14 protein-coding genes are annotated in these 19767 nt (G+C 70.0%); 4 read left to right on the forward strand and 10 right to left on the reverse strand.

Annotation, left to right across the window (positions count from 1 at the left end; genetic code table 11):
• Positions 1 to 14: 14 nt before the first annotated feature.
• The 4 genes from ACVW19_RS17410 to ACVW19_RS17425 form a co-directional block, all read right to left on the reverse strand.
• Positions 15 to 506: an LURP-one-related/scramblase family protein gene (locus ACVW19_RS17410; RefSeq protein WP_457460274.1), complete on the reverse strand. Its 492-nt coding sequence runs from the start codon at positions 504 to 506 to the stop codon at positions 15 to 17.
• 139 nt (positions 507 to 645) lie between these two features.
• Positions 646 to 894 (reverse strand): DUF6458 family protein, encoded by a 249-nt coding sequence (locus ACVW19_RS17415; protein WP_109381478.1) that lies wholly within the window; start codon positions 892 to 894, stop codon positions 646 to 648.
• A 102-nt stretch (positions 895 to 996) separates the two neighbouring features.
• Positions 997 to 2304 carry a M18 family aminopeptidase gene (locus tag ACVW19_RS17420; RefSeq protein WP_457460275.1) on the reverse strand — a complete coding sequence of 436 codons (1308 nt, stop codon included), beginning with the start codon at positions 2302 to 2304 and terminating at the stop codon, positions 997 to 999.
• Positions 2305 to 2746: 442 nt separating this feature from the next.
• On the reverse strand, positions 2747 to 4573 hold the full coding sequence (locus tag ACVW19_RS17425; protein WP_457460276.1) for an acyl-CoA dehydrogenase: 1827 nt from the start codon (positions 4571 to 4573) through the stop codon (positions 2747 to 2749).
• Positions 4574 to 4872: 299 nt separating this feature from the next.
• Between ACVW19_RS17425 and ACVW19_RS17430 the strand changes: the two genes are divergently transcribed.
• The 3 genes from ACVW19_RS17430 (at position 4873) to ACVW19_RS17440 (ending at position 7772) form a co-directional block, all read left to right on the forward strand.
• Positions 4873 to 5346 (forward strand): SseB family protein, encoded by a 474-nt coding sequence (locus ACVW19_RS17430; protein WP_457460277.1) that lies wholly within the window; start codon positions 4873 to 4875, stop codon positions 5344 to 5346.
• A 189-nt stretch (positions 5347 to 5535) separates the two neighbouring features.
• Positions 5536 to 6516, forward strand: coding sequence for a pirin family protein (locus ACVW19_RS17435; protein ID WP_457460278.1), 981 nt, complete (start codon positions 5536 to 5538; stop codon positions 6514 to 6516).
• 176 nt (positions 6517 to 6692) lie between these two features.
• Positions 6693 to 7772 (forward strand): AI-2E family transporter, encoded by a 1080-nt coding sequence (locus ACVW19_RS17440; RefSeq protein ID WP_457460279.1) that lies wholly within the window; start codon positions 6693 to 6695, stop codon positions 7770 to 7772.
• Here the strand turns inward: ACVW19_RS17440 and ACVW19_RS17445 are convergent.
• A complete protein-coding gene (locus ACVW19_RS17445) occupies positions 7764 to 9938 on the reverse strand; it encodes a SpoIIE family protein phosphatase (RefSeq protein WP_457460280.1) in 2175 nt (724 codons plus the stop codon). The genes ACVW19_RS17440 and ACVW19_RS17445 overlap by 9 nt on opposite strands.
• A 170-nt stretch (positions 9939 to 10108) precedes the next feature.
• Here ACVW19_RS17445 and aspS point away from each other — a divergent pair, with 170 nt between their 5' ends.
• The gene (gene aspS, locus ACVW19_RS17450) at positions 10109 to 11872 is read left to right on the forward strand and encodes an aspartate--tRNA ligase (RefSeq protein WP_457460281.1); all 1764 of its coding nucleotides are present in this window, start codon (positions 10109 to 10111) and stop codon (positions 11870 to 11872) included.
• Positions 11873 to 11942: 70 nt separating this feature from the next.
• Here the strand turns inward: aspS and ACVW19_RS17455 are convergent, their stop codons facing one another.
• From ACVW19_RS17455 to ACVW19_RS17475, 5 genes are all read right to left on the reverse strand, one after another.
• Entirely contained in the window at positions 11943 to 15038 is a 3096-nt protein-coding gene (locus ACVW19_RS17455) for an FG-GAP repeat domain-containing protein (protein WP_457460282.1), read from the reverse strand.
• A 304-nt stretch (positions 15039 to 15342) separates the two neighbouring features.
• Positions 15343 to 15708 carry a hypothetical protein gene (locus ACVW19_RS17460; RefSeq protein ID WP_457460283.1) on the reverse strand — a complete coding sequence of 122 codons (366 nt, stop codon included), beginning with the start codon at positions 15706 to 15708 and terminating at the stop codon, positions 15343 to 15345.
• Positions 15709 to 15807: 99 nt separating this feature from the next.
• Positions 15808 to 16173, reverse strand: coding sequence for a PH domain-containing protein (locus tag ACVW19_RS17465; RefSeq protein WP_202274765.1), 366 nt, complete (start codon positions 16171 to 16173; stop codon positions 15808 to 15810).
• Between the two features lie 101 nt (positions 16174 to 16274).
• The gene (metG, locus tag ACVW19_RS17470) at positions 16275 to 18002 is read right to left on the reverse strand and encodes a methionine--tRNA ligase (protein WP_457460284.1); all 1728 of its coding nucleotides are present in this window, start codon (positions 18000 to 18002) and stop codon (positions 16275 to 16277) included.
• A 130-nt stretch (positions 18003 to 18132) separates the two neighbouring features.
• A complete protein-coding gene (locus ACVW19_RS17475; protein WP_457460285.1) occupies positions 18133 to 19731 on the reverse strand; it encodes a VWA domain-containing protein in 1599 nt (532 codons plus the stop codon).
• Positions 19732 to 19767 lie beyond the last annotated feature (36 nt).

Consider the following 19767-nt stretch of genomic DNA (forward strand, 5'->3'; position numbering starts at 1 on the left):
ACGGGCGCGAAGTACTACTCCCCCCGCTCCTTCTCCGCCAGGTGGATCACGCACACCGCCACCGCGATCAGCAGGGCCGGGTCCGCGTCCTCGCGTACGACGTCGACGCCGTAGGTCTCCCGGATGTGCAGCCAACGCCGCGAGACCACGGCGAGCAGTTCGCCGTCGTACTCGACGGCGAACTCACGGTCGAGGATCCTGCCGCTGACGTCCAGCTCGGAGCCGTCGGCCAGGGCGACCCGGTAGTGGTTGCGGAGCAGGGACAGCCGCTTGCGCCGGATCGTCGCCAGCGCCTCGCCGTCCCGCTCGATCACCATCGTGTCCCGCAGGGCGAACATCTTCTTGTGGATGTCGATGAGGACGCGGCCCTGGACGTCCTTCAGCTCGAAGGTGTCCCGCAGCCGCATGGCCTTGCCGTCGACGAGGAAGACCCTGTTGCCCCGGTCGTCCTCGATCCAGTAGTCGTCACCGATCCCGAGGATCCGGTCGCGTACGAGGAATCTCATGACACCAGGGGTGCCCTCTCTCCCGTTCTCCGACGCCGCCGCTGGGCCGATTGCCGGAACCGGCCGTCGACGTCCCGTCGGACTCCTTACTCGTCGGCACTCGTCGGCACTCGTCGGCACTCGTCGGCCCCCGTGCTCGTCAGACTCCGTACCCGTCGCTGTAGCCGTCGCGGCCGTGCGGGCGGGTGTCGTCGACGACCGGTGTGGCGGGCGGTACGACGACCCGCCGACGCCGGGCGATGCTGCTGAAGACCGCCACACCGATCAGCCCGACGACCATGAAGATGACGCCGACCAGGTTCACGTTGACGCCCTGCATGTCCCAGTCGGTCGCGAACGTGAGAATCGCTCCCACGGCGATGAGGATGATGCATCCGCCGAGGCCCATGAGTGCCGCCTTCCTGCCCGGTCCTTCCGGTTGCATCCGGGTACCCGGTCGGCCATCACTCATGCAGTACCGGCGGGTTGACCGACCGTCGGCAGCCCGCGACTACGACTCCAGGAACGCCACCAGCGCGTTCGCCAGCAGGAACGGGTCCTGGGCGCCGCACAGTTCGCGCGCGCTGTGCATCGACAGGATGGCCACGCCGATGTCGACGGTCCGGATGCCGTGCCGGGCCGCGGTGATCGGGCCGATGGTGGTGCCGCACGGCATGGCGTTGTTGGAGACGAACGACTGGAAGGGCACGCCCGCCTTCTCGCAGGCGGCGGCGAACACCGCCCGGCCCGAACCGTCCGTGGCGTAACGGTTGTTGACGTTGACCTTGAGGAGGGGGCCGCCGTCGATACGCGGGTGGTGCGTCGGGTCGTGCCGCTCCGCGTAGTTGGGGTGGACGGCGTGACCGGTGTCCGAGGAGAGGCAGACGGTGCCGGCGAAGGCACGCGCCCGGTCCTCGTACGAGCCGCCGCGGGCGAACACCGAGCGCTCCAGCACGCTGCCGAGCAGCGGCCCGTCCGCGCCGGTGTCGGACTGGGAGCCGTTCTCCTCGTGGTCGAAGGCGGCGAGGACGGGGATGCAGGACAGTCCGGCCGGTCCGGCCCCGGCCGTCGCGACCGCCGCCAGTGCGGCCGTGCCGGCGTGCACGGACAGCAGGTTGTCCATGCGGGGGCCGGCCAGCAGCTCCTTGTCACGGCCCAGGTACGCCGGCGGCTCCACGGAGTGCACCATCAGGTCCCAGCCGGTGACCTCGCCGGAGGGGATGCCCGCGGTCTCCTCGAGGAAGGCGATGAGGTCGCCGTCGCGCACGTCGTCGCCCAGGCCCCAGACGGGCTGCATGTGGCGCTGCTTGTCGAGCTTGAGGCCGTCGGCGTTGACCGAGCGGTCCAGGTGGATGGCGAGCTGCGGGACGCGCAGCAGCGGCCGGTCGACGTTCACCAGCCGGGTGGAGCCGTCCCGCAGGGACAGCCGACCGGCCAGGCCCAGGTCGCGGTCGAGCCAGGAGTTGAGCAGCGGACCGCCGTAGATCTCCACGGCCACCTGGCGCCAGCCCTGCGCCCCGCTGTCGGGCCGCGGCTTCACCCGCAGGTTGGGGGAGTCGGTGTGGGCGCCGACGATCCGGAACGGGGTGTGCGGGTCCGCGCCCTCGGGGACGTACCAGGCGACGATGGCGCCGCCGCGCAGCACGTACTTGCCGCCCGACGTCCCGTCCCAGGCGTCCGTCTCCACGACCTGCCGGAAGCCTGCCTTCTCCAGCCGCTCGGCGGCGTTCGCCACCGCGTGGTACGGCGTGGGTGAGGCGGCGAGGTAGGTCATGAGGTCGTCGGTGTGGCCGCGGTCGAAGGGGGAGGGGGCGCTCATCATGTTCCTCCGTGGATACTCCGCCCTTCGGGGCGGAGAGGAAGCGGACTCCTGCGGAGCAGGGCAGGGGGAACCGCCATCGTGACGGATCCCGGCGCTCTGACCCGCAGGTTTGTTGGCTGTGGGTGGTTACGCTAGCTCGTGGACGTTAACGCGAAGTATGTGAAGCGGGCGTTTGAGTGCCGCTTCCGGCCGCCGGGCCGGCGGTGCCTGGCTGTGGAGCTGGTGCAAGACCTCAACGGAGTTCTCCGGGCGGGCGGCGGTCGGCGGTGAAGCGGAAAATCCCACGGCGCGAGCCGTGGGAACCCCCTCGTTCACGAGGGGGAGGGAGCCAAGGGTTCACCTTAACGAGGCGAGGGCCCGCTTCCCCTGTGCGGAAGCGGGCCCTCGTGCGGGCTCGGAGGGGATCGGACGGATCCCGTGCGGTCTGTGCCGGAAGGTCCTAGAAGGCGGCCTCGTCCAGTTCCATCAGGTCCAGCTCGACGCCCTCGGCGACCTTGCGGGCCAGCGTGACACCGGGCAGGACCTCGGCCGCGAAGAACCTCGCCGCGGCGATCTTGCCGGTGTAGAAGGCGACATCCTTGGCGGAGGCCGTCTGGAGCTTGTCGGCGGCGACCGCGGCACCCTTGAGCAGCAGGTAGCCGACGATCACGTCACCGGAGGCCATCAGCAGGCGGGTGGTGTTCAGACCCACCTTGTAGATGTTCTTGACGTCCTTCTCGGTGGCCGCGAGGTCCGTGAGCATCAGGCCGACGATGGCCTCCAGCTCGACGGCGGCCTTGGCCAGGTGCTCGCGGGCGCCCGCCAGCTGCTCGCCGCCGATGCCGAGGGCGAGGAACTGCTTGATGTCCTCGGCGAGCGAGTTCAGGGCCGCGCCCTGGTTGCGGACGATCTTCCGGAAGAAGAAGTCCTGGCCCTGGATCGCCGTGGTGCCCTCGTACAGGGTGTCGATCTTGGCGTCGCGGATGTACTGCTCGATCGGGTACTCCTGCAGGAAGCCGGAGCCGCCGAAGGTCTGCAGCGACTGGGCGAGCTGCTCGTAGCCCTTCTCGGAGCCGTAGCCCTTGACGATGGGCAGGAGGAGGTCGTTGAGCGCGTGCTCCGCCGACACGTCCTCGCCCGCCGCCTCCTTGATCGCGATGCCGTCCTGCACCGAGGCGGTGTAGAGGACGAGCGCGCGCATGCCCTCCGCGTACGCCTTCTGCGTCATCAGCGAGCGGCGCACGTCGGGGTGGTGGGTGATGGTGACCTTGGGCGCGGCCTTGTCCATGAAGTTGGCGAGGTCCGGGCCCTGGACGCGCTCCTTGGCGTACTCCAGCGCGTTGAGGTAGCCGGTGGAGAGGGTGGAGATCGCCTTCGTGCCGACCATCATGCGGGCGAACTCGATGATGCGGAACATCTGGCGGATGCCGTCGTGCTTGTCGCCGATCAGCCAGCCCTTGGCGGGGTGCCGGTCGCCGAACGTCATCTCGCAGGTGTTGGACGCCTTCAGGCCCATCTTGTGCTCGACGTTCGTGGCGTAGACGCCGTTGCGCTCGCCCAGTTCGCCGGTCTCGGCGTCGAAGAGGTACTTCGGGACGAGGAAGAGCGACAGGCCCTTGGTGCCGGGTCCGGCGCCCTCGGGACGCGCGAGCACGTAGTGGAGGATGTTCTCCGACATGTCGTGCTCACCGGAGGTGATGAAGCGCTTCACGCCCTCGATGTGCCAGGAGCCGTCCTCCTGCTGCACGGCCTTGGTGCGGCCGGCGCCCACGTCCGAGCCGGCGTCCGGCTCGGTGAGGACCATGGTGGAGCCCCACTGCTTCTCGACGGCGATCTGGGCGATCTTCTTCTGGGTGTCGTTGCCCTCGTCGTACAGGATCCCGGCGAAGGCGGGACCGGACGAGTACATCCACACGGCGGGGTTGGCGCCCAGGATCAGCTCGGCGTACGACCAGATCAGCGAGGGGGGAGCCGTCGTGCCGCCGATGGCCTCGGACACGCCCAGGCGCCAGTACTCGGAGTCCATGAAGGCCTGGTAGCTCTTCTTGAAGGACGCCGGGACCGGCGCGGTGTTGGTCTCCGGGTCGAAGACCGGCGGGTTGCGGTCGGCGTCGGTGAAGGACTCGGCCAGCTCGTTCTCCGAGAGGCGGGTCAGCTCCTCGAGGACGCTCTTGGCGGTCTCGACGTCCATCTCCTCGAACGGCCCGGTGCCGTACAGCTTGTCGCGTCCGAGTACTTCGAAGAGGTTGAACTCGATGTCGCGGAGATTGGACTTGTAGTGCCCCATGGTGACGGCTCCCGGCTCCGTAGAGAGATCGGCGAGGCACTTCGTTCCTCGCACGGGTTTGCATACCAGCAAGTAGCTACGACTATGCTACCCGCCAGTAATAAGAAGCAAGCCTGATCCGGTCATCTGTGACGCGTTACGCGTCACGCGTCACGCGCTCCGCCGGCGGCCGGCGGGCGGCCCGCACCGGCGTCGCGAGACGCCGAAGTGCCCTCGAAGTGTGCTCGAAGTGCCTTCGGTGCGGCCCGTACCCGCCCGTACCGGCCCGGGGCTCCGGCGCTCTCGGTACGCTTGCGCGCATGTACGGCTACGACCAGAACGTAGGGGCACAGCAGGGGTACGTCCCACCGCAACAGCAGCAGCAGATGCCGGGCGGCTACGGGCAGCAGCAGCCGCCGCTGTACCCGGAGCCGTCCCCGCCCTCGCTCGCGGACGCGGTGCGCGCGTTCACCACGGGCCAGGTGGCCGCCGAGGACTTCCAGCAGGTCTTCGCGACGTCCAAGGTGTACTGCCCGCGCGGCGACAATCCCGGGTTCCTCGCCCTGCACAACACCCAGCAGCCGGTGATCCCGATGTTCACCTCGCTGAAGGAGTTGCGGCGGTACGCGGGCAAGGAGTCCAAGTACTTCGTGATCACCGGCGCCGAGGTGATCGACCTGCTGCCCACCGGCTACGGCTTCGTGCTCGACATGGAGGGTGAGCACCGGATGGTGTTCGACGCGAAGGCCGTCGAGCAGATGGTCGAGTTCGCGATGCGACGCATGTATGGCTGAACGCCGCGGTCGTAGCCGGCAGCGCCGTGAGCGCCACCGCGACCGCCACCGTCACGTGCCGGGCGGGTGACTCCCGCCCGCCCCGGAATCTCTGCAGCCCGGAGGGAATGCCCTCCGGGCTTTCTTCGTTGGGAGTGGCAGGAAGTTCAACGTTCAACTAAGATGGCCGTACAAGAGGGAGGTACCGACATGCCTGCAGTGACCGTCGAGAACCCGCTGACGCTGCCCCGTGTGGCCGCGCCCGCCGACGCCGTGGCCCGACCCGTGCTCACCGTCACGACCGCGCCGAGCGGTTTCGAGGGTGAGGGCTTCCCGGTGCGCCGGGCGTTCGCCGGGATCAACTACCGCCATCTCGACCCGTTCATCATGATGGATCAGATGGGTGAGGTGGACTACGCGCCGGGTGAGCCCAAGGGCACCCCCTGGCACCCGCACCGCGGATTCGAGACCGTCACCTACATCATCGACGGCGCCTTCGACCACCAGGACTCCAACGGTGGCGGCGGTTCCATCACCGACGGTGACACCCAGTGGATGACGGCCGGTGCGGGTCTGCTGCACATCGAGGCGCCGCCGGAGCAGCTCGTCATGTCGGGCGGGCTGTTCCACGGTCTGCAGCTGTGGGTGAACCTCCCGGCCAAGGACAAGATGATGGCGCCGCGCTACCAGGACATCCGCGGCGGCAGCGTCCAGCTGCTCACCTCCCCCGACGGCGGCGCGCTGCTGCGCGTCATCGCCGGTGAGCTGGACGGCCACGAGGGCCCCGGCATCACGCACACGCCGATCACGATGGTCCACGCGACGCTTGCGCCGGGTGCGGAGCTGACCCTGCCGTGGCGCGAGGACTTCAACGGGCTGGCGTACGTCATGGCCGGGCGCGGCGCGGTCGGCACCGAGCGCCGTCCGGTGCGCATGGGGCAGACGGCCGTCTTCGGCGCCGGTGGCACGCTGACCGTCCGCGCGGACGAGAAGCAGGACTCGAACACGCCGGACCTGGAGGTCGTCCTCCTCGGCGGCCGGCCGATCCGCGAACCGATGGCCCACTACGGCCCGTTCGTGATGAACACCCGTGAGGAGCTCCAGCAGGCCTTCGAGGACTTCCAGAAGGGCCGTCTGGGCACGATCCCGGCGGTGCACGGGATGGCGGGTTCGGGACCGCGGGAGTCCTGACCGGCCGAGTGTGTGGGGTGGCCCCGTCCGATTCCGGGCGGGGCCACTCGCCGTTCCCGGGCGGAGGCTGTTCGGCCATGCGCCGTTTTCGGGTGGGCCAATCGCCGTTTCTAGAGCAGGGCCCGGGCGGGGCGGCGGAGTTGGACAGGGTGTGTCGGGCGTGATCGTGTGGGGGTGTGCAGGACTCCTCTCCGCCTCCGCTGCTGCCCGAATCCGTCCGGCGTCTCGCCGCCTGGTGTGCCGTCGCCCTGCTCGTCTCCGGGGTCGGCTACGTCGGGATCCTGCTGTGTGTGCAGCTCCGGACGGCCGTGATCCCCGTACTGCTGGCCCTCCTCGGTACGGCGCTGTTGCTGCCCCTGCACCGGCGGCTGGTGCGGGCCGGGGTGCAGCGGTCCCTGGCGGCGGGGCTCACATGTGTCGCGGTCGTCGCCGTGGTCGGCGGCGCGGTGTACATCGTCGTGTCCGCGCTGATCGACTCCGGGGACCAGATCATCGCCTCGCTCAGGATCGCGGCGCGGGATCTCACCCGGCACTTCGGGGCGGCCGGCACCTCGCTGGACGACATCGCGGGGAACGCGCGCGAACTGCTGTCCAAGTTCGGCGGTACGGCCGCGTCGGGTGTCCTCAGCGGGGTCAGCGTGGTGGGCCAGGCAATCGCCATGGCGGTGCTCGCGCTGCTGCTGGTGTTCTTCTTCCTGCGTGATTCCGACCGCGCCGCCGACACCCTGCGCGGGCTGGTGCCGCGCGGCTCCGGGGACACGGCGATGGCCGTGGCCCGCCGGGCCTTCCAGGCAGTCGAGGGGTTCATGCGCGGGACCACCTTCATCGCACTCATCGACGCCCTCTGCATCACCGTCGGGCTGCTCGTCCTCAAGGTGCCGGGCGCCGTCGGTCTGGGCGCGCTGGTCTTCGTCGGGGCGTACATCCCCTACCTCGGGGCGTTCATCTCCGGGGCGGTGGCCGTGCTGGTGGCGCTGGCCGACCGGGGGTTCGTCATCGCGCTGTGGGTGTTCGGCGTGGTGCTCGCGGTGCAGTTGCTGGAGGGGCACGTGCTCCAGCCGATGATCCAGAGCCGCACCGTGCAGATGCATCCGGCGGTCGTGATGCTCGCCATCACCGCGGGTGCCTCGGTCGCCGGGATCGTCGGCATGCTGATGGCGGTGCCGCTGACGGCGGCGGCCGTCGGCGTCCTGAGCGAACTGCGCCGGCGCCACACCGCACCGGGGGAACAGGCTCCGCCGCAGGCATCACCGTGAGGGCCCGGCCCTCGCCCGAGCGGCGGCGTCCGGCGCGGCAGCCGGTTCGTGCAGCTCGTGCAGCTCGTCCGGTTCATGGGGTTCACGCGGTTCGTGCAGCTCGAACCAGATGCTCTTCCCCTTGCCCCGGGGGGCGACGCCCCAGGTGTGGGCCAGGAGTTCGATCAGGAGGAGGCCGCGGCCGGACGAGGCCAGCTCGCCGGGTGTGCGCCGGTGCGGGAGGGCGTCGCCCGCGTCGGTGACCTCGATCCGCATCCGGCGTCCCTCCCGTCCGTCGACGACCTCGGCGAGGAGCAGCGCGTCGGTGTCGGTGTGCACGAGGACGTTGGTGAGCATCTCCGACAGCAGCAGTACCGCCGAGTCGACCTGGTCCGGCGAGCACCAGTCGTGCAGCAGTTCGCGCAGGTGCTGCCGGGCCTCCGAGACCCGTTCCGGCTCGGCCTGCTCCACCGTCAGCATGGTGCGGCGCACCCACGGCTGTTCGGTGCCGTGGCCCTGTCGGGAGAGCAGCAGCAGGGCGATGTCGTCCTCGCGGCGGTCGATCAGGGGCCCGGTGGTGTGGTGCGAGGAGGGGCCGTGGACGGCCTGCACCAGGGCGTCGGCCAGCCCCTCCAGGTCGCCCCGGTGGTGTTCGAGGATGCCGCGCAGCCGCTGCCAGCCGGTGTCCAGGTCATGGCCGCCGGTCTCGATCAGACCGTCCGTGCAGACCAGCATGGTCTCGCCGGGCTCCAGGACCATTCGGGTGGTGGGGTAGTCGGCGTCCGGGTCGATGCCCAGCGGGAGCCCGCCGGCCGTCGGCCGGGTCAGCACGGTCGCGTCGGGCATGCGGACCGCCGGATCGGGGTGTCCCGCACGGGCGAGTTCCAGTACCCCGCCGACGGGGTCGACCTCGACGTACAGGCAGGTCGCGAAGCGCAGCTCGTAGGGGTCGGCCTCGCCGATCCCGTACAGGAAGCGGGAGGCGCGGGAGAGCACGGCGTCGGGCCGGTGCCCCTCGGAGGCGTACGCCCGCAGGGCTATGCGCAGCTGGCCCATGATCCCGGCCGCCTGGACGTCATGGCCCTGCACATCGCCGATGACCAGGGCGAACCGTCCGCTCGGCAGCGGGATGACGTCGTACCAGTCGCCGCCGACCTGGAGGCCGCCGCCGGTGGGGACGTACCGGGCGGCGACGCTCATTCCCGGGATGCGCTGCGGGCCGAGTTTCGGCAGCATCGAGCGCTGCAGGCCGTCGGTGAGGGCCCGCTCGCTCTCGGCGGTCCCCGCGCGGGACAGCGCCTGGGCCAGCATCCGTGCCACGGTGGTCAGCACCGACCGCTCGTCGGGGGTGAAGGCGACCGGGTGGGCGAAGGCCGCCAGCCAGGTGCCCATCGTGTGGCCGGACACGACCAGCGGCAGGAACGCCCAGGACTGACGGCCGAAGCGCTCGGCGAGCGGCCAGGTGAGGGGGTAGCGGGCTTTGTACTGCTCCGGGCTGGAGAGATAGACGGCGCGGCCCGTTCGTATCACCTCGGCGGCCGGGTAGGCGGTGTCCAGCGGCATGTGGAACGAGCCCTCGGCGCCGGGTTCGTGCCCGTGGTGGCCGATGACGGTGAGCTGGTCGCCCGCGACGCCGAACAACGCGAACCCGTCCGGTGAGAAGCCCGGCATCGCCAGGTTGGCCGCGACCCGCAGTACCTCCTGGGTCGAGCGCGCCTCGGCCAGCGCCCGGCCGGCGTCCAGCAGGAACGCCTCCCGTGACCGGCGCCAGTCACCGATGACCGCCCTGCGTCCCGCGGGGGTGCCCGGCGCCGGCTCGGTGACCTCCTGAAGGGTGCCGGTCAGTACGTACGCCTTGCGCAGGGGGTCGAAGGTCGGCTTGGAGCGGCTGCGCACCACCCGCACGACCTGCCCCCGGTCGTCCATGACCCGGATGCGCATCTCGGCGAGCGTGCCCTCGGTGACGGCGAGCTGGACCACCCCGGTGATCTCGTTCCAGTCGGCCGGGTGCAGCCGGGATCGCACCTGGGGCTCCGTGAGGGTGACCTCCTCGGCGGGCAGCCCCAGCAGTCGTGCCGCCACCCCGTCGACCACGACCAGCCCGGTCGCCGTGTCCCAGTGCCATCTGCCGGTGTCGAGGAGGGCGAGGACATCCCCCATGGACGGCAGGGGCTCACCAGTTCGCATTGCCCCACTTTATGAAGATTCGATGGGGAAACGCCACCGACGCTGTTCTCGTGACCGGCGGATCGTCCGGGGCAAGTGATCTTGGGGTGGCCGGTAGGCTTGGGGGAGTTTCACGTGAAACAAAGACCCCGACACCAAGACCCCGATCCGCGAAGGCTGGATGAACGACGATGCATCGGTACAGGTCCCACACCTGCGGCGAGCTCCGCGCCTCTGACGTCGGCACCGACGTCCGGTTGAGCGGCTGGCTGCACAATCGGCGCGACCTGGGCGGCATCCTGTTCATCGATCTGCGCGATCACTACGGCATCACGCAGCTCGTGGCCCGCCCGGGCACGACCTCCTACGAGACCCTCGACCGGCTCTCCAAGGAGACCGTCGTCCGGATCGACGGCAAGGTCGTCTCCCGCGGCACGGAGAACGTCAACGCCGAGCTGCCGACCGGTGAGATCGAGGTCGAGGTCGGCGAGGTCGAGGTGCTGGGCGCGGCGGCCCCCCTCCCCTTCACGATCAACACCGAGGACGGGGTCAACGAGGAGCGGCGCCTGGAGTACCGCTTCCTGGACCTGCGCCGCGAGCGCATGCACCGCAACATCCTGTTGCGCACGGCGGTGATCTCGGCCATCCGTCACAAGATGACGGCACTGGGCTTCAACGAGATGGCGACGCCGATCCTCAGCGCCACCTCCCCCGAGGGTGCCCGCGACTTCGTCGTCCCGTCGCGTCTCAACCCGGGCAGGTTCTACGCGCTGCCGCAGGCCCCGCAGCAGTTCAAGCAGCTGCTGATGATCTCCGGCTTCGACCGCTACTTCCAGATCGCGCCCTGCTTCCGCGACGAGGACGCCCGCGCGGACCGCTCGCCGGGCGAGTTCTACCAGCTCGACGTGGAGATGTCGTTCGTCGAGCAGGAGGACGTCTTCCAGCCCATCGAGAAGCTCATGACCGAGCTCTTCGAGGAGTTCGGCAACGGACGGCACGTGACCTCGCCGTTCCCGCGGATCCCGTTCCGCGAGGCGATGCTGAAGTACGGCTCCGACAAGCCGGACCTGCGCGCCAAGCTGGAGCTCGTCGACATCACCGACGTCTTCGAGGGCTCGGAGTTCAAGGCGTTCGCCGGCAAGCACGTCCGCGCGCTGCCGGTGCCGGACGTCTCCGCTCAGCCGCGCAAGTTCTTCGACCAGCTCGGCGACTACGCCGTCGCGCAGGGCGCGAAGGGCCTGGCGTGGGTGCGGGTGACCGAGGACGGTTCGCTGACCGGCCCGATCGCGAAGTTCCTGACCGAGGCGAACGTCGCGGAGCTGACCAAGCGGCTGGCTCTCGCCCCCGGCCACGCGGTGTTCTTCGGCGCGGGTGAGTTCGACGAGGTCTCCAAGATCATGGGCGCGGTCCGGGTGGAGGCCGCGAAGCGGGCCGGCCACTTCGAGGAGGACGTCTTCCGCTTCTGCTGGATCGTCGACTTCCCGATGTACGAGAAGGACGAGGAGACGGGGAAGATCGACTTCTCCCACAACCCCTTCTCCATGCCGCAGGGCGGTCTGGAGGCCCTGGAGACCCAGGACCCGCTGGACATCCTGGGCTGGCAGTACGACATCGTCTGCAACGGTGTCGAGCTGTCCTCCGGCGCGATCCGGAACCACGAGCCGGAGATCATGCTCAAGGCCTTCGAGATCGCGGGCTACGACCGCGACACCGTCGAGGAGCAGTTCGCCGGCATGCTGCGCGCGTTCCGCTTCGGCGCCCCGCCGCACGGCGGCATCGCGCCCGGTGTCGACCGCATCGTGATGCTCCTCGCCGACGAGCCCAACATCCGCGAGACCATCGCCTTCCCGCTCAACGGCAACGCCCAGGACCTGATGATGGGCGCGCCGACGGAACTGGACGAGGCCCGCCTGAAGGAACTCCACCTGACGGTCCGCAAGCCGCAGCCGAAGTAGGCCACGGGCACGGCATGAAAGCGGCTCGGAACCGGTGTCCGGTTCCGAGCCGCTTTCTGTTCGGACGCGGTCAGTACAGGGCCTTGTATCCGCCCCAGCCGGTGCCGATCTGGGTCCGTGCGCCGATGCCGCCCTTTCCGTTGCCGTAGTTGCGGAACAGCTTGCCGGAGGTGTCCCGGGAGATCAGGTCGCCGATGCCGTCGCGGTTGAGGTCGCCCACGCCGACGACGGCGTTGTAGGAGCCGCCCCACTTGGTGGCGATCTTGACGCGGGCCTTGAAGGTGCCGGTGCGTGTGCCGTTGTAGCGGTAGAGGTTGTTGGACTTGTCCTGGGCGAGCAGGTCGCCGACGCCGTCACCGGTGATGTCGCCGACGGCGACGATCTTCTTGTACGTCTTCCAGTTGCTCATGATCTTGACGCGGGCGGAGAGCTTGCCCGCGCTGGTGCCCTTGTAGAGGTACATGTCCCCGGTGGACGCCTTGCGGGCGATCAGGTCCGGGCGTCCGTCCCCGGTGATGTCACCGGTCGAGACCATGATGTCGTACTGGTTCCAGCCGCTCTTGCCGATCGTGGTGTACGGCGTCGACGCCTTCAGCGCGGCCCCGCACTTCGGCTTGTACAGCCGCAGCGAGCCGTTGCTCGGCCGTACGACGAGATCGTTGCAGCGGTCGCCGCTCAGGTCACCGAAGGGCACGACCGTGGTCCCCTTCGGCCAGCCGGTACCGCCCACCTTGGACGAGAGGGTGCCCTTGCCCGTGCCCCGGTGGACGGTCAGGGAGCCCGTGGAGTTCATGGTGAGCAGGTCGCCGGTGCCGTCCGAACCGCTGTAGTCGTGGCGTACGGGCGAGCCTCCGGTCAGCGTGCCGCTGCCGCTGCCGATGGTCACGGCCGTGGAGGTGCCGAGGCCGGTCGCCTTCAGGCTCCACTTGAACTGGCCGTTGGGGAAGCGGACACCGCCCGCCGTCCTGCCGTCCCAGTTCGCCGTCACCCGAGCGGTGGCGGCGCCGCCGGTGAGGGTGCGGGTGGCCTTGCCGGTCTCGCCGCTCTCCACGGACGTGAACGTCAGCGACCAGGAGGTGACGGGGCGGGACAGCAGCCAGGTGCCGGTCCAGGGTTTCGAGGCGGTCAGGTCCGCCTGGGCGGCGGCGTCCGTCGTGAACGCGGTCGGGGCCGACGGGGAGAAGCCGGTCGTGGCGACATGGGTGCGCTCGTGGATGTCGAACCAGGCCACCAGGCCCGTGTACTCGTCCACGGTCCAGCGGTAGCGGCGGTCGGCGGCCAGGCCGGTGTCCGGCACCTCGGAGGCCAGCACGCGGGTGGCGCCGGTGGCCGCGTCGGTCAGGACGAGGGTGCCGGCCGCGTGGTCGTGGCGGACCGTGAAGCCGTCGCCGAGCAGTACGTCACCCGGGGTGACGGCGCGGGAGGTGCCGGCCTTGGTGTCGTACACGCCCGCCGAGGAAGTTCCGCAGGACCAGTACAGCCAGCGGCCCGCCGCCTGCAGCTCGCTCGGGACGCAGCGCGCGCCCGGGACGGTGATCGTGGTGAGGGTCTTCTTCTCCGTCAGGCTGTAGGAGGTGACCCGGCCGGCGGTGGTGGTGGCGCTCCACAGCACGGGGCCGTTGAGGGCGGCGGCCTGGACCGGGCGCTTCAGCAGTTGGCCGTAGCCGAACCGGCCGACGTACTGGGCCGGGGCGGAACCGCCGGAGTTGTAGACCGCGTAGTCGTCGGAGACGTCGACGATGCTGCCGCCCGTGGTGTTGAACCCCAGGGCGTTGTAGCCGATCGGGACCAGCCGGTCCGAGCCCGGTACGGGGCCGTCCTCGTAGACGTCGGAGGCCCCCTCCAGGTAGACGTCCCGGGGCGAGGTGACCGTGTTGCCCCACAGGGCCGAGCACGCGGTGCCCGGGTAGGGGCACTTCGGGTGGATCTTGGCGCTCTCGGTGGCGGGGGGCGCGGTGAGGACCGTACCGCCGTTGGTCGTCAGGGCCCGTACGGAGGTGGTGTGGAGGCCGTTGGCGTTGCCGGGGTCGACCTGTGCGACCCGCAGGCTGCCGCGGCTGAGGGCGATGCCCGTCTTGGCGTTCTCGACCGCGGGCACCTGGTACAGCTTCGTCAGCTTCGGCGTGCCGTCCGCGGCCGTGCTCACGCGCTGCACCCACCAGTCGGTGGCGCCCGTGCCGCCGTTGACGAGAGCGGTGTCGCCGGGTCCGCGTACCGCGAACCTGCCGGCCTTCTCCAGCAGGGTGCGGGACGAGCCGTCGGTGAGGGAGAGGGCCGTCAGACTGCTGGCGCCCGTCTGCGGCGGCAGCAGCAGCCAGTCACCGATCAGGACCGGCTTGGCACTCTGGTAGGGACCCGGCAGCTCGACGAACTCCTCCTCGCCGCCCGGCTCGGTGCGCGGCTTGAAGTGCAGACCGCCGTCGCCGTACCAGCCGATCCTGTCCTTGCTCAGGACGGCGGGGGCGGTGGCGGAGACGCCGCTGAACGCCTTGGTGACGGCGGCCGACTCGATGTCGATGTAGTACAGGTTGGTGCCCGACCTGACCAGCACCCCGGCCGCGTCGGCGGCCAGGACATAGCCGTCGTCGACCACCACGTCGGCCGGTGCGAAGGGGCGCTCGCGGCGCTCGCCGTCCACGGTGTCGACGAGGGTACGGCTGGTGACGACGGTGGTCCCGGCCAGCGCCCGGTAGGGGTACGCGGACGTCACGGTCGACGTCTTGCGGGTGGCCGGGTCCCACAGGGTGACGGTGGTGGCGGACGTGCTCGTCGGCAGGGCGACGAGGTCGCCGTCCGAGCCGTACCAGGCCTGCCGGCACGTCGAGCCGAGGTCCTCGCACGGCGCCGTCTGCGTGAAGACGCCGTCCGGGGTCCGCACGCCGACGGTGGCGCCGTCGGCGTAGCTCGTCCACAGCAGTCCGGGGACTCCCGACTGCCGGTGCAGGAAGCCACCGGGACCGGCGGCGAACGGCCGTTCGCCGCGCGGCTGGGTCGAGGCCGGGTCGGTGAGCGTGATCCTGGTGGTGCCGGCCGCGCTCTGCGCGCCCGCGGCCCGCGCGGGGTCGCTGCTTCCGGTGAGGACGGTGACGGACGCGGCCGCGACGGCGACCGCGAGCGTGGCGACGGTGGCGGCCAGACCGCCCCGTCCCAGGGCGTGTCTGCCCATGTGAGGTTCCCTCCCGGCGAGGGCCTCCCCTGCCCTCGCACAAGTGAGCGGACTCTACCAGGGGGTTTTCAGCCCTTCTCACGCTCCCGGATCTCGAACAAGCCACGGGACCGCTTCCCGGACCTGCGCCGCGAGCGCACGCACCGCGACATCCTGCTGCGCACTGAGGAACTCCAGCTGACGGTCCGCAAGACGCAGCCGAAGCAGTCGCACAGCGACGAGGGCCCGGAACCGACGTCCGACATCGGTTCCGGTCCCTCGTCGTCGTTCACGACGGATGTGAGCGGCTACTGACGTCACGTCCTCATGGCTGTTCGGAGGCGTCCGTCGGCACGGTCGGGCCCTCCTTGAGAACGTCCTCGGCCGTGGTGGCCGTCAAGGAGCGATCGAACCAGGAGGTGAGCGTGTCGAGGTCGGTGCAGGTGGTGATGGGCTCGCGAACGCTGTCGGAGACCGTGGGCCCGCGTACCTGCAGTGCGCGCAGGATGTCCTCGGCCTTTCCCTCGGCCTTGCCCTCCAGGTACGTCTCCTCGACCAGGGTTCCGCTTCCCGGGTGGGGGAAGCCGCAGTGCCTCGAAGAGGGGTGCGAGGGCTTCCGGGTGCTCCTGGAAGAACCGATGGGAGACCTCGTGTGTCGAGGTGACCATGGGAGTGAGCCTGGTGGGCCCATGATCCCGGCGTGGGGCACATGCGGGGGCACTCACCCGTTCGGGAGCTGGGGAAACGTTCCAGGGAAGCGGGGCGTTGACTTGTTCCCCGGACGTCCGGTTCAGCGGGCCACGAACTGGGTGAGGATGGCCTGGACCTCGTAGATGTCGACGCCCTTGGTGAAGGTCTTCTCCACCGGGGCCGGGGTGCCCGAGATCCAGATCTTCAGCTCGGCGTCGAGGTCGAAGTGGCCGGCGGTCTCGACGGCGAAGTGGGTGATGCTGCGGTACGGGATCGAGTGGTACTCGGTCTTCTTGCCGGTGATGCCCTGCTTGTCGATCAGGATCAGGCGTCGGTCGGTGAAGAGGATGGTGTCGCGGATCAGCAGGTAGGCGGCGTGCACCTGCTCGCCGTGGCCCAGGAGACGGGCGTAGTCCTGCTGTGCCGACGCCGGGTCGATGCTGTGTGCGTTGCCGAACAGTGCCATGAGTGCTCCCCCTGCGTGAGTGGTCGTACCGCGACGCTAACGGACGCGTCAGGGCCCGGGAACCTTTGTTCCCGGGCCCTGACGTCGGTGGTGCGCGGTCGTTACGCGGACTCCGGCTCGCCGCCGAAGCGCTCCTTGTACGCCTCCAGGTCGTCGTCCGTCAGCTTGGCGAAGAGGACCGGCGGGACGGTGAAGGGGGTGCCTGCGGGGACCGAGGTGAGAGCGCGGGCCTCCTCGGCGGTGACCCAGGTCGCGGTGTCGTCGGCGAGGGAGAACGTCTGGCGCATCGCGGCCGCCGCCGTCGGGATGAACGGTTCCGAGACCACCGCGTACAGGTGGATCAGGTTCATCGCCGTGCGCAGGGTGAGGGCGGCGGCGTCCTTGTCGGTCTTGATCTCCAGCCAGGGGGCCTTCTCCTCCAGGTAGGAGTTGCCCGCGGACCACAGGGCGCGCAGCGCGGCCGCCGACTTGCGGAACTGCTTCGCCTCCATCTGGGACTCGTACTCCGCGAGGAGCCCCGCGATCTCCTCACCGAGCCGGTTCTCCGCCTCGCCGGGCTCGCCGTCCGCCGGGACCTCCTCGCCGAAGCGCTTCTTCGAGAAGGACAGGACACGGTTGACGAAGTTGCCGAGGGTGTCGGCCAGGTCCTTGTTCACCGTGGCGGTGAAGTGCTCCCAGGTGAAGGACGAGTCGTCCGACTCGGGCGCGTTGGCGATGAGGAAGTACCGCCAGTAGTCGGCCGGGAGGATGTCCAGCGCCTGGTCGGTGAAGACGCCCCGCTTCTGGGAGGTGGAGAACTTGCCGCCGTAGTACGTCAGCCAGTTGAAGGCCTTGACGTAGTCGACCTTCTTCCACGGCTCGCGGACTCCCAGCTGGGTGGCCGGGAACATCACCGTGTGGAAGGGGACGTTGTCCTTCGCCATGAACTCCGTGTAGCGGACGGTGTCGTCCGCCTCGTACCACCAGGACTTCCAGTCCCGCGTCTCGCCCTCGGGCGCGGAGTCCGCCCACTCCTTCGTCGCGGCGATGTACTCGATCGGGGCGTCGAACCAGACGTAGAAGACCTTGCCCTCGGCCGCCAGCTCCGGCCAGGTGTCGGCCGGCACCGGGACGCCCCAGTCCAGGTCACGGGTGATCGAACGGTCGTGCAGGCCCTCGGTCAGCCACTTGCGGGCGATGGAGGCCGCCAGATGAGGCCACTCCTCCTCGTGCCGGGAGACCCACTCCTCGACCTCGTGCTGGAGCTTCGACTGGAGGAGGAAGAGGTGCTTGGTCTCGCGGACCTCCAGGTCCGTGGAGCCGGAGATCGCCGAACGCGGGTCGAGCAGGTCGGTCGGGTCCAGTACGCGCGTGCAGTTCTCGCACTGGTCGCCGCGGGCCTTGTCGTAGCCGCAGTGGGGGCAGGTGCCCTCCACATAGCGGTCCGGGAGGAAGCGGCCGTCGGCCGGGCTGTAGACCTGCCGGATCGAGCGCTCCTCGATGAAACCGTTCTCGTTCAGACGGCGGGCGAAGTGCTGGGTGATCTCGACGTTCTGCGGCGACGAACTGCGGCCGAAGTGGTCGAAGGCGAGGTCGAAGCCGTCGTAGACCGCCTTCTGCGCGTCGTGCGCCTGCGCGCAGAACGTGTCGACCGGGAGGCCCTGCTCCTTCGCCGCCAGTTCGGCGGGGGTGCCGTGCTCGTCGGTCGCGCAGATGTACAGGACCTCGTGGCCGCGCTGGCGCATGTAACGGGAATAGACGTCCGCCGGGAGCATGGACCCCACCATGTTGCCCAGGTGCTTGATCCCGTTGATGTAGGGAAGGGCGCTGGTGATGAGGTGTCGAGCCATCGGTGGCTGCTCCCAGGTCGAAACGTACGGAACCTTCAAATCGTAGCCGACACGGGTACGCCGCCCGCTTCTCGTTTTACGTGCTGAGAAGCGGGCGGCGCGGGATGTGCTGGGGGTGCCCCCCGTGGGGCTACGGGCGCCAGGACTTCAGGACGGCCTCGTAGAGCTCCTTGTCGGTGAGTTCCAGGGGGGACGGGCCGGCGAGGAAGTGGGCCGTGTTCGGCGTCTTGAGTTTGCGGAGGTAGTCGAAGGCCTTGTTCTCCGGGTCGCCGAAGGCGACGAAGGAGAAGAAGACCGCGGGGTGGGTCTTCGCCGCCTCGGTGAGGGCCTGGGTGGCGGGGGTCTTCGCGTCGGGGGCGCCGTCCGTCTGGAAGACCACCAGGGCGGGGGTGCCCGCGGGGGCGGCCTTGTCGTGCAGGGCGAGGACCTCGGCCACGGCCGCGTGGTAGCTGGTCCGGCCCATGCGGCCGAGGGAGGCGTGCAGGGTGTCGATCTTGTTCTCGTGGTCGGTGAGGGTGAGCTCGCCGGTGCCGTCGACCTCGGTCGAGAAGAAGACGACCTTGACCGTGGTGGTCTCGGGGTCGGTGGTGAGGTGGGCGGCGAGGGCGAGGGTCTGCTCGGCGAGGGCCTGTGCGGAGCCGTCCTTGTAGTACGGGCGCATGGACGCGGAGCGGTCGAGTACGAGGTAGACGGCGGCGCGGGTGCCGGTGAGGTCGTGCTCCGCGAGGGTGGTGGCGGCGGTGGCGTGGGCGGTGGTGAGTGCCTGCGGCAGCGGGGGGGTGGTCGGCTCGGCCTCGGCTTCGCCTTCGGCCTCGGTGTGGTTCCCACCCGCACCACCCGTGCGGCTTTCGTTGTCGGGTGCGGGTGGCCCCTGTGGGGCGTCCTCGCCGTCGGCGGGCGCGAGCGCGGGCTTTGATTCCGGTTCCGGTTCCGGCTGTGCTTCCGGGGCGGCAGCCGTCGCAGGCTCCGGCTCGGTTTCGGCCTCGGGCTTCGCCTCCGGCTCGGGTGCGACCTCGGGCTCGGCTACGGGTGCCGCCGCGACCTCGGCCTCGGGGGCCTCGGGCGCGCTCGCTGCCTCGGGCTTCGCTTCCGGCTCTGCCTCTGCCTCTGCCTTTGCCTCTGCCTCGGGCTCGGCCTTCGCTTCGGGGGCGGCTTCAGGCTCGGGCTTGTTCTCGGCCTCTGCCTCGGGTTCGGCCTCCGTCTCGGCCTTCGCCTCGGGGGTGGCCTTCGCTTCGGGGGTGGCCTCGGGCTCGGGCTCGACCTCGGCTTCCGCCTCGGGTTCGGCCTTCGTTTCGGGCTCGGTTGTGGGCTCGGCCGCCTCGGGCTCGGCCGCCTCGGGCTCGGGGGTCGGCTTCGGGGCGGGGGTTTCTGTCGGGGGAGCGGTCGAGGGGGCCGGGGTGGTGGGGGTCGGGGGCGTTACGTTGTCGAAGGCCGCCGAGACGAGGTCGTGTTCGTCGGAACGGGGTTCCGGGACGGAGGCCTCGGCCTTCGGTGTCGGCGTAGGCGTCGGTTCGGGGGAGGGGGACGGAAGCCTCGGGGCCGCTGATGCGGCCGCGGCAGGCTCGTCGGTCCGGTCGGGCGGCGTCGGGGTGGCCGCGGTCGCCTCGTCCGCACGGGCGGATTGTTCCGCACCGTCCGTTTCGACGACCGGCGTCGCACCCTCCGCCTCTGCGGTGCTCGCCCTGCGTGACCGACCGAACGCGTTCCGCAGGAGAGTGAGAATGCCCATGTGCGCAACCCTTCGCGTGAGTTGTAGCCCGTCAAT

The organism is Streptomyces sp. TE5632, from assembly GCF_054061295.1.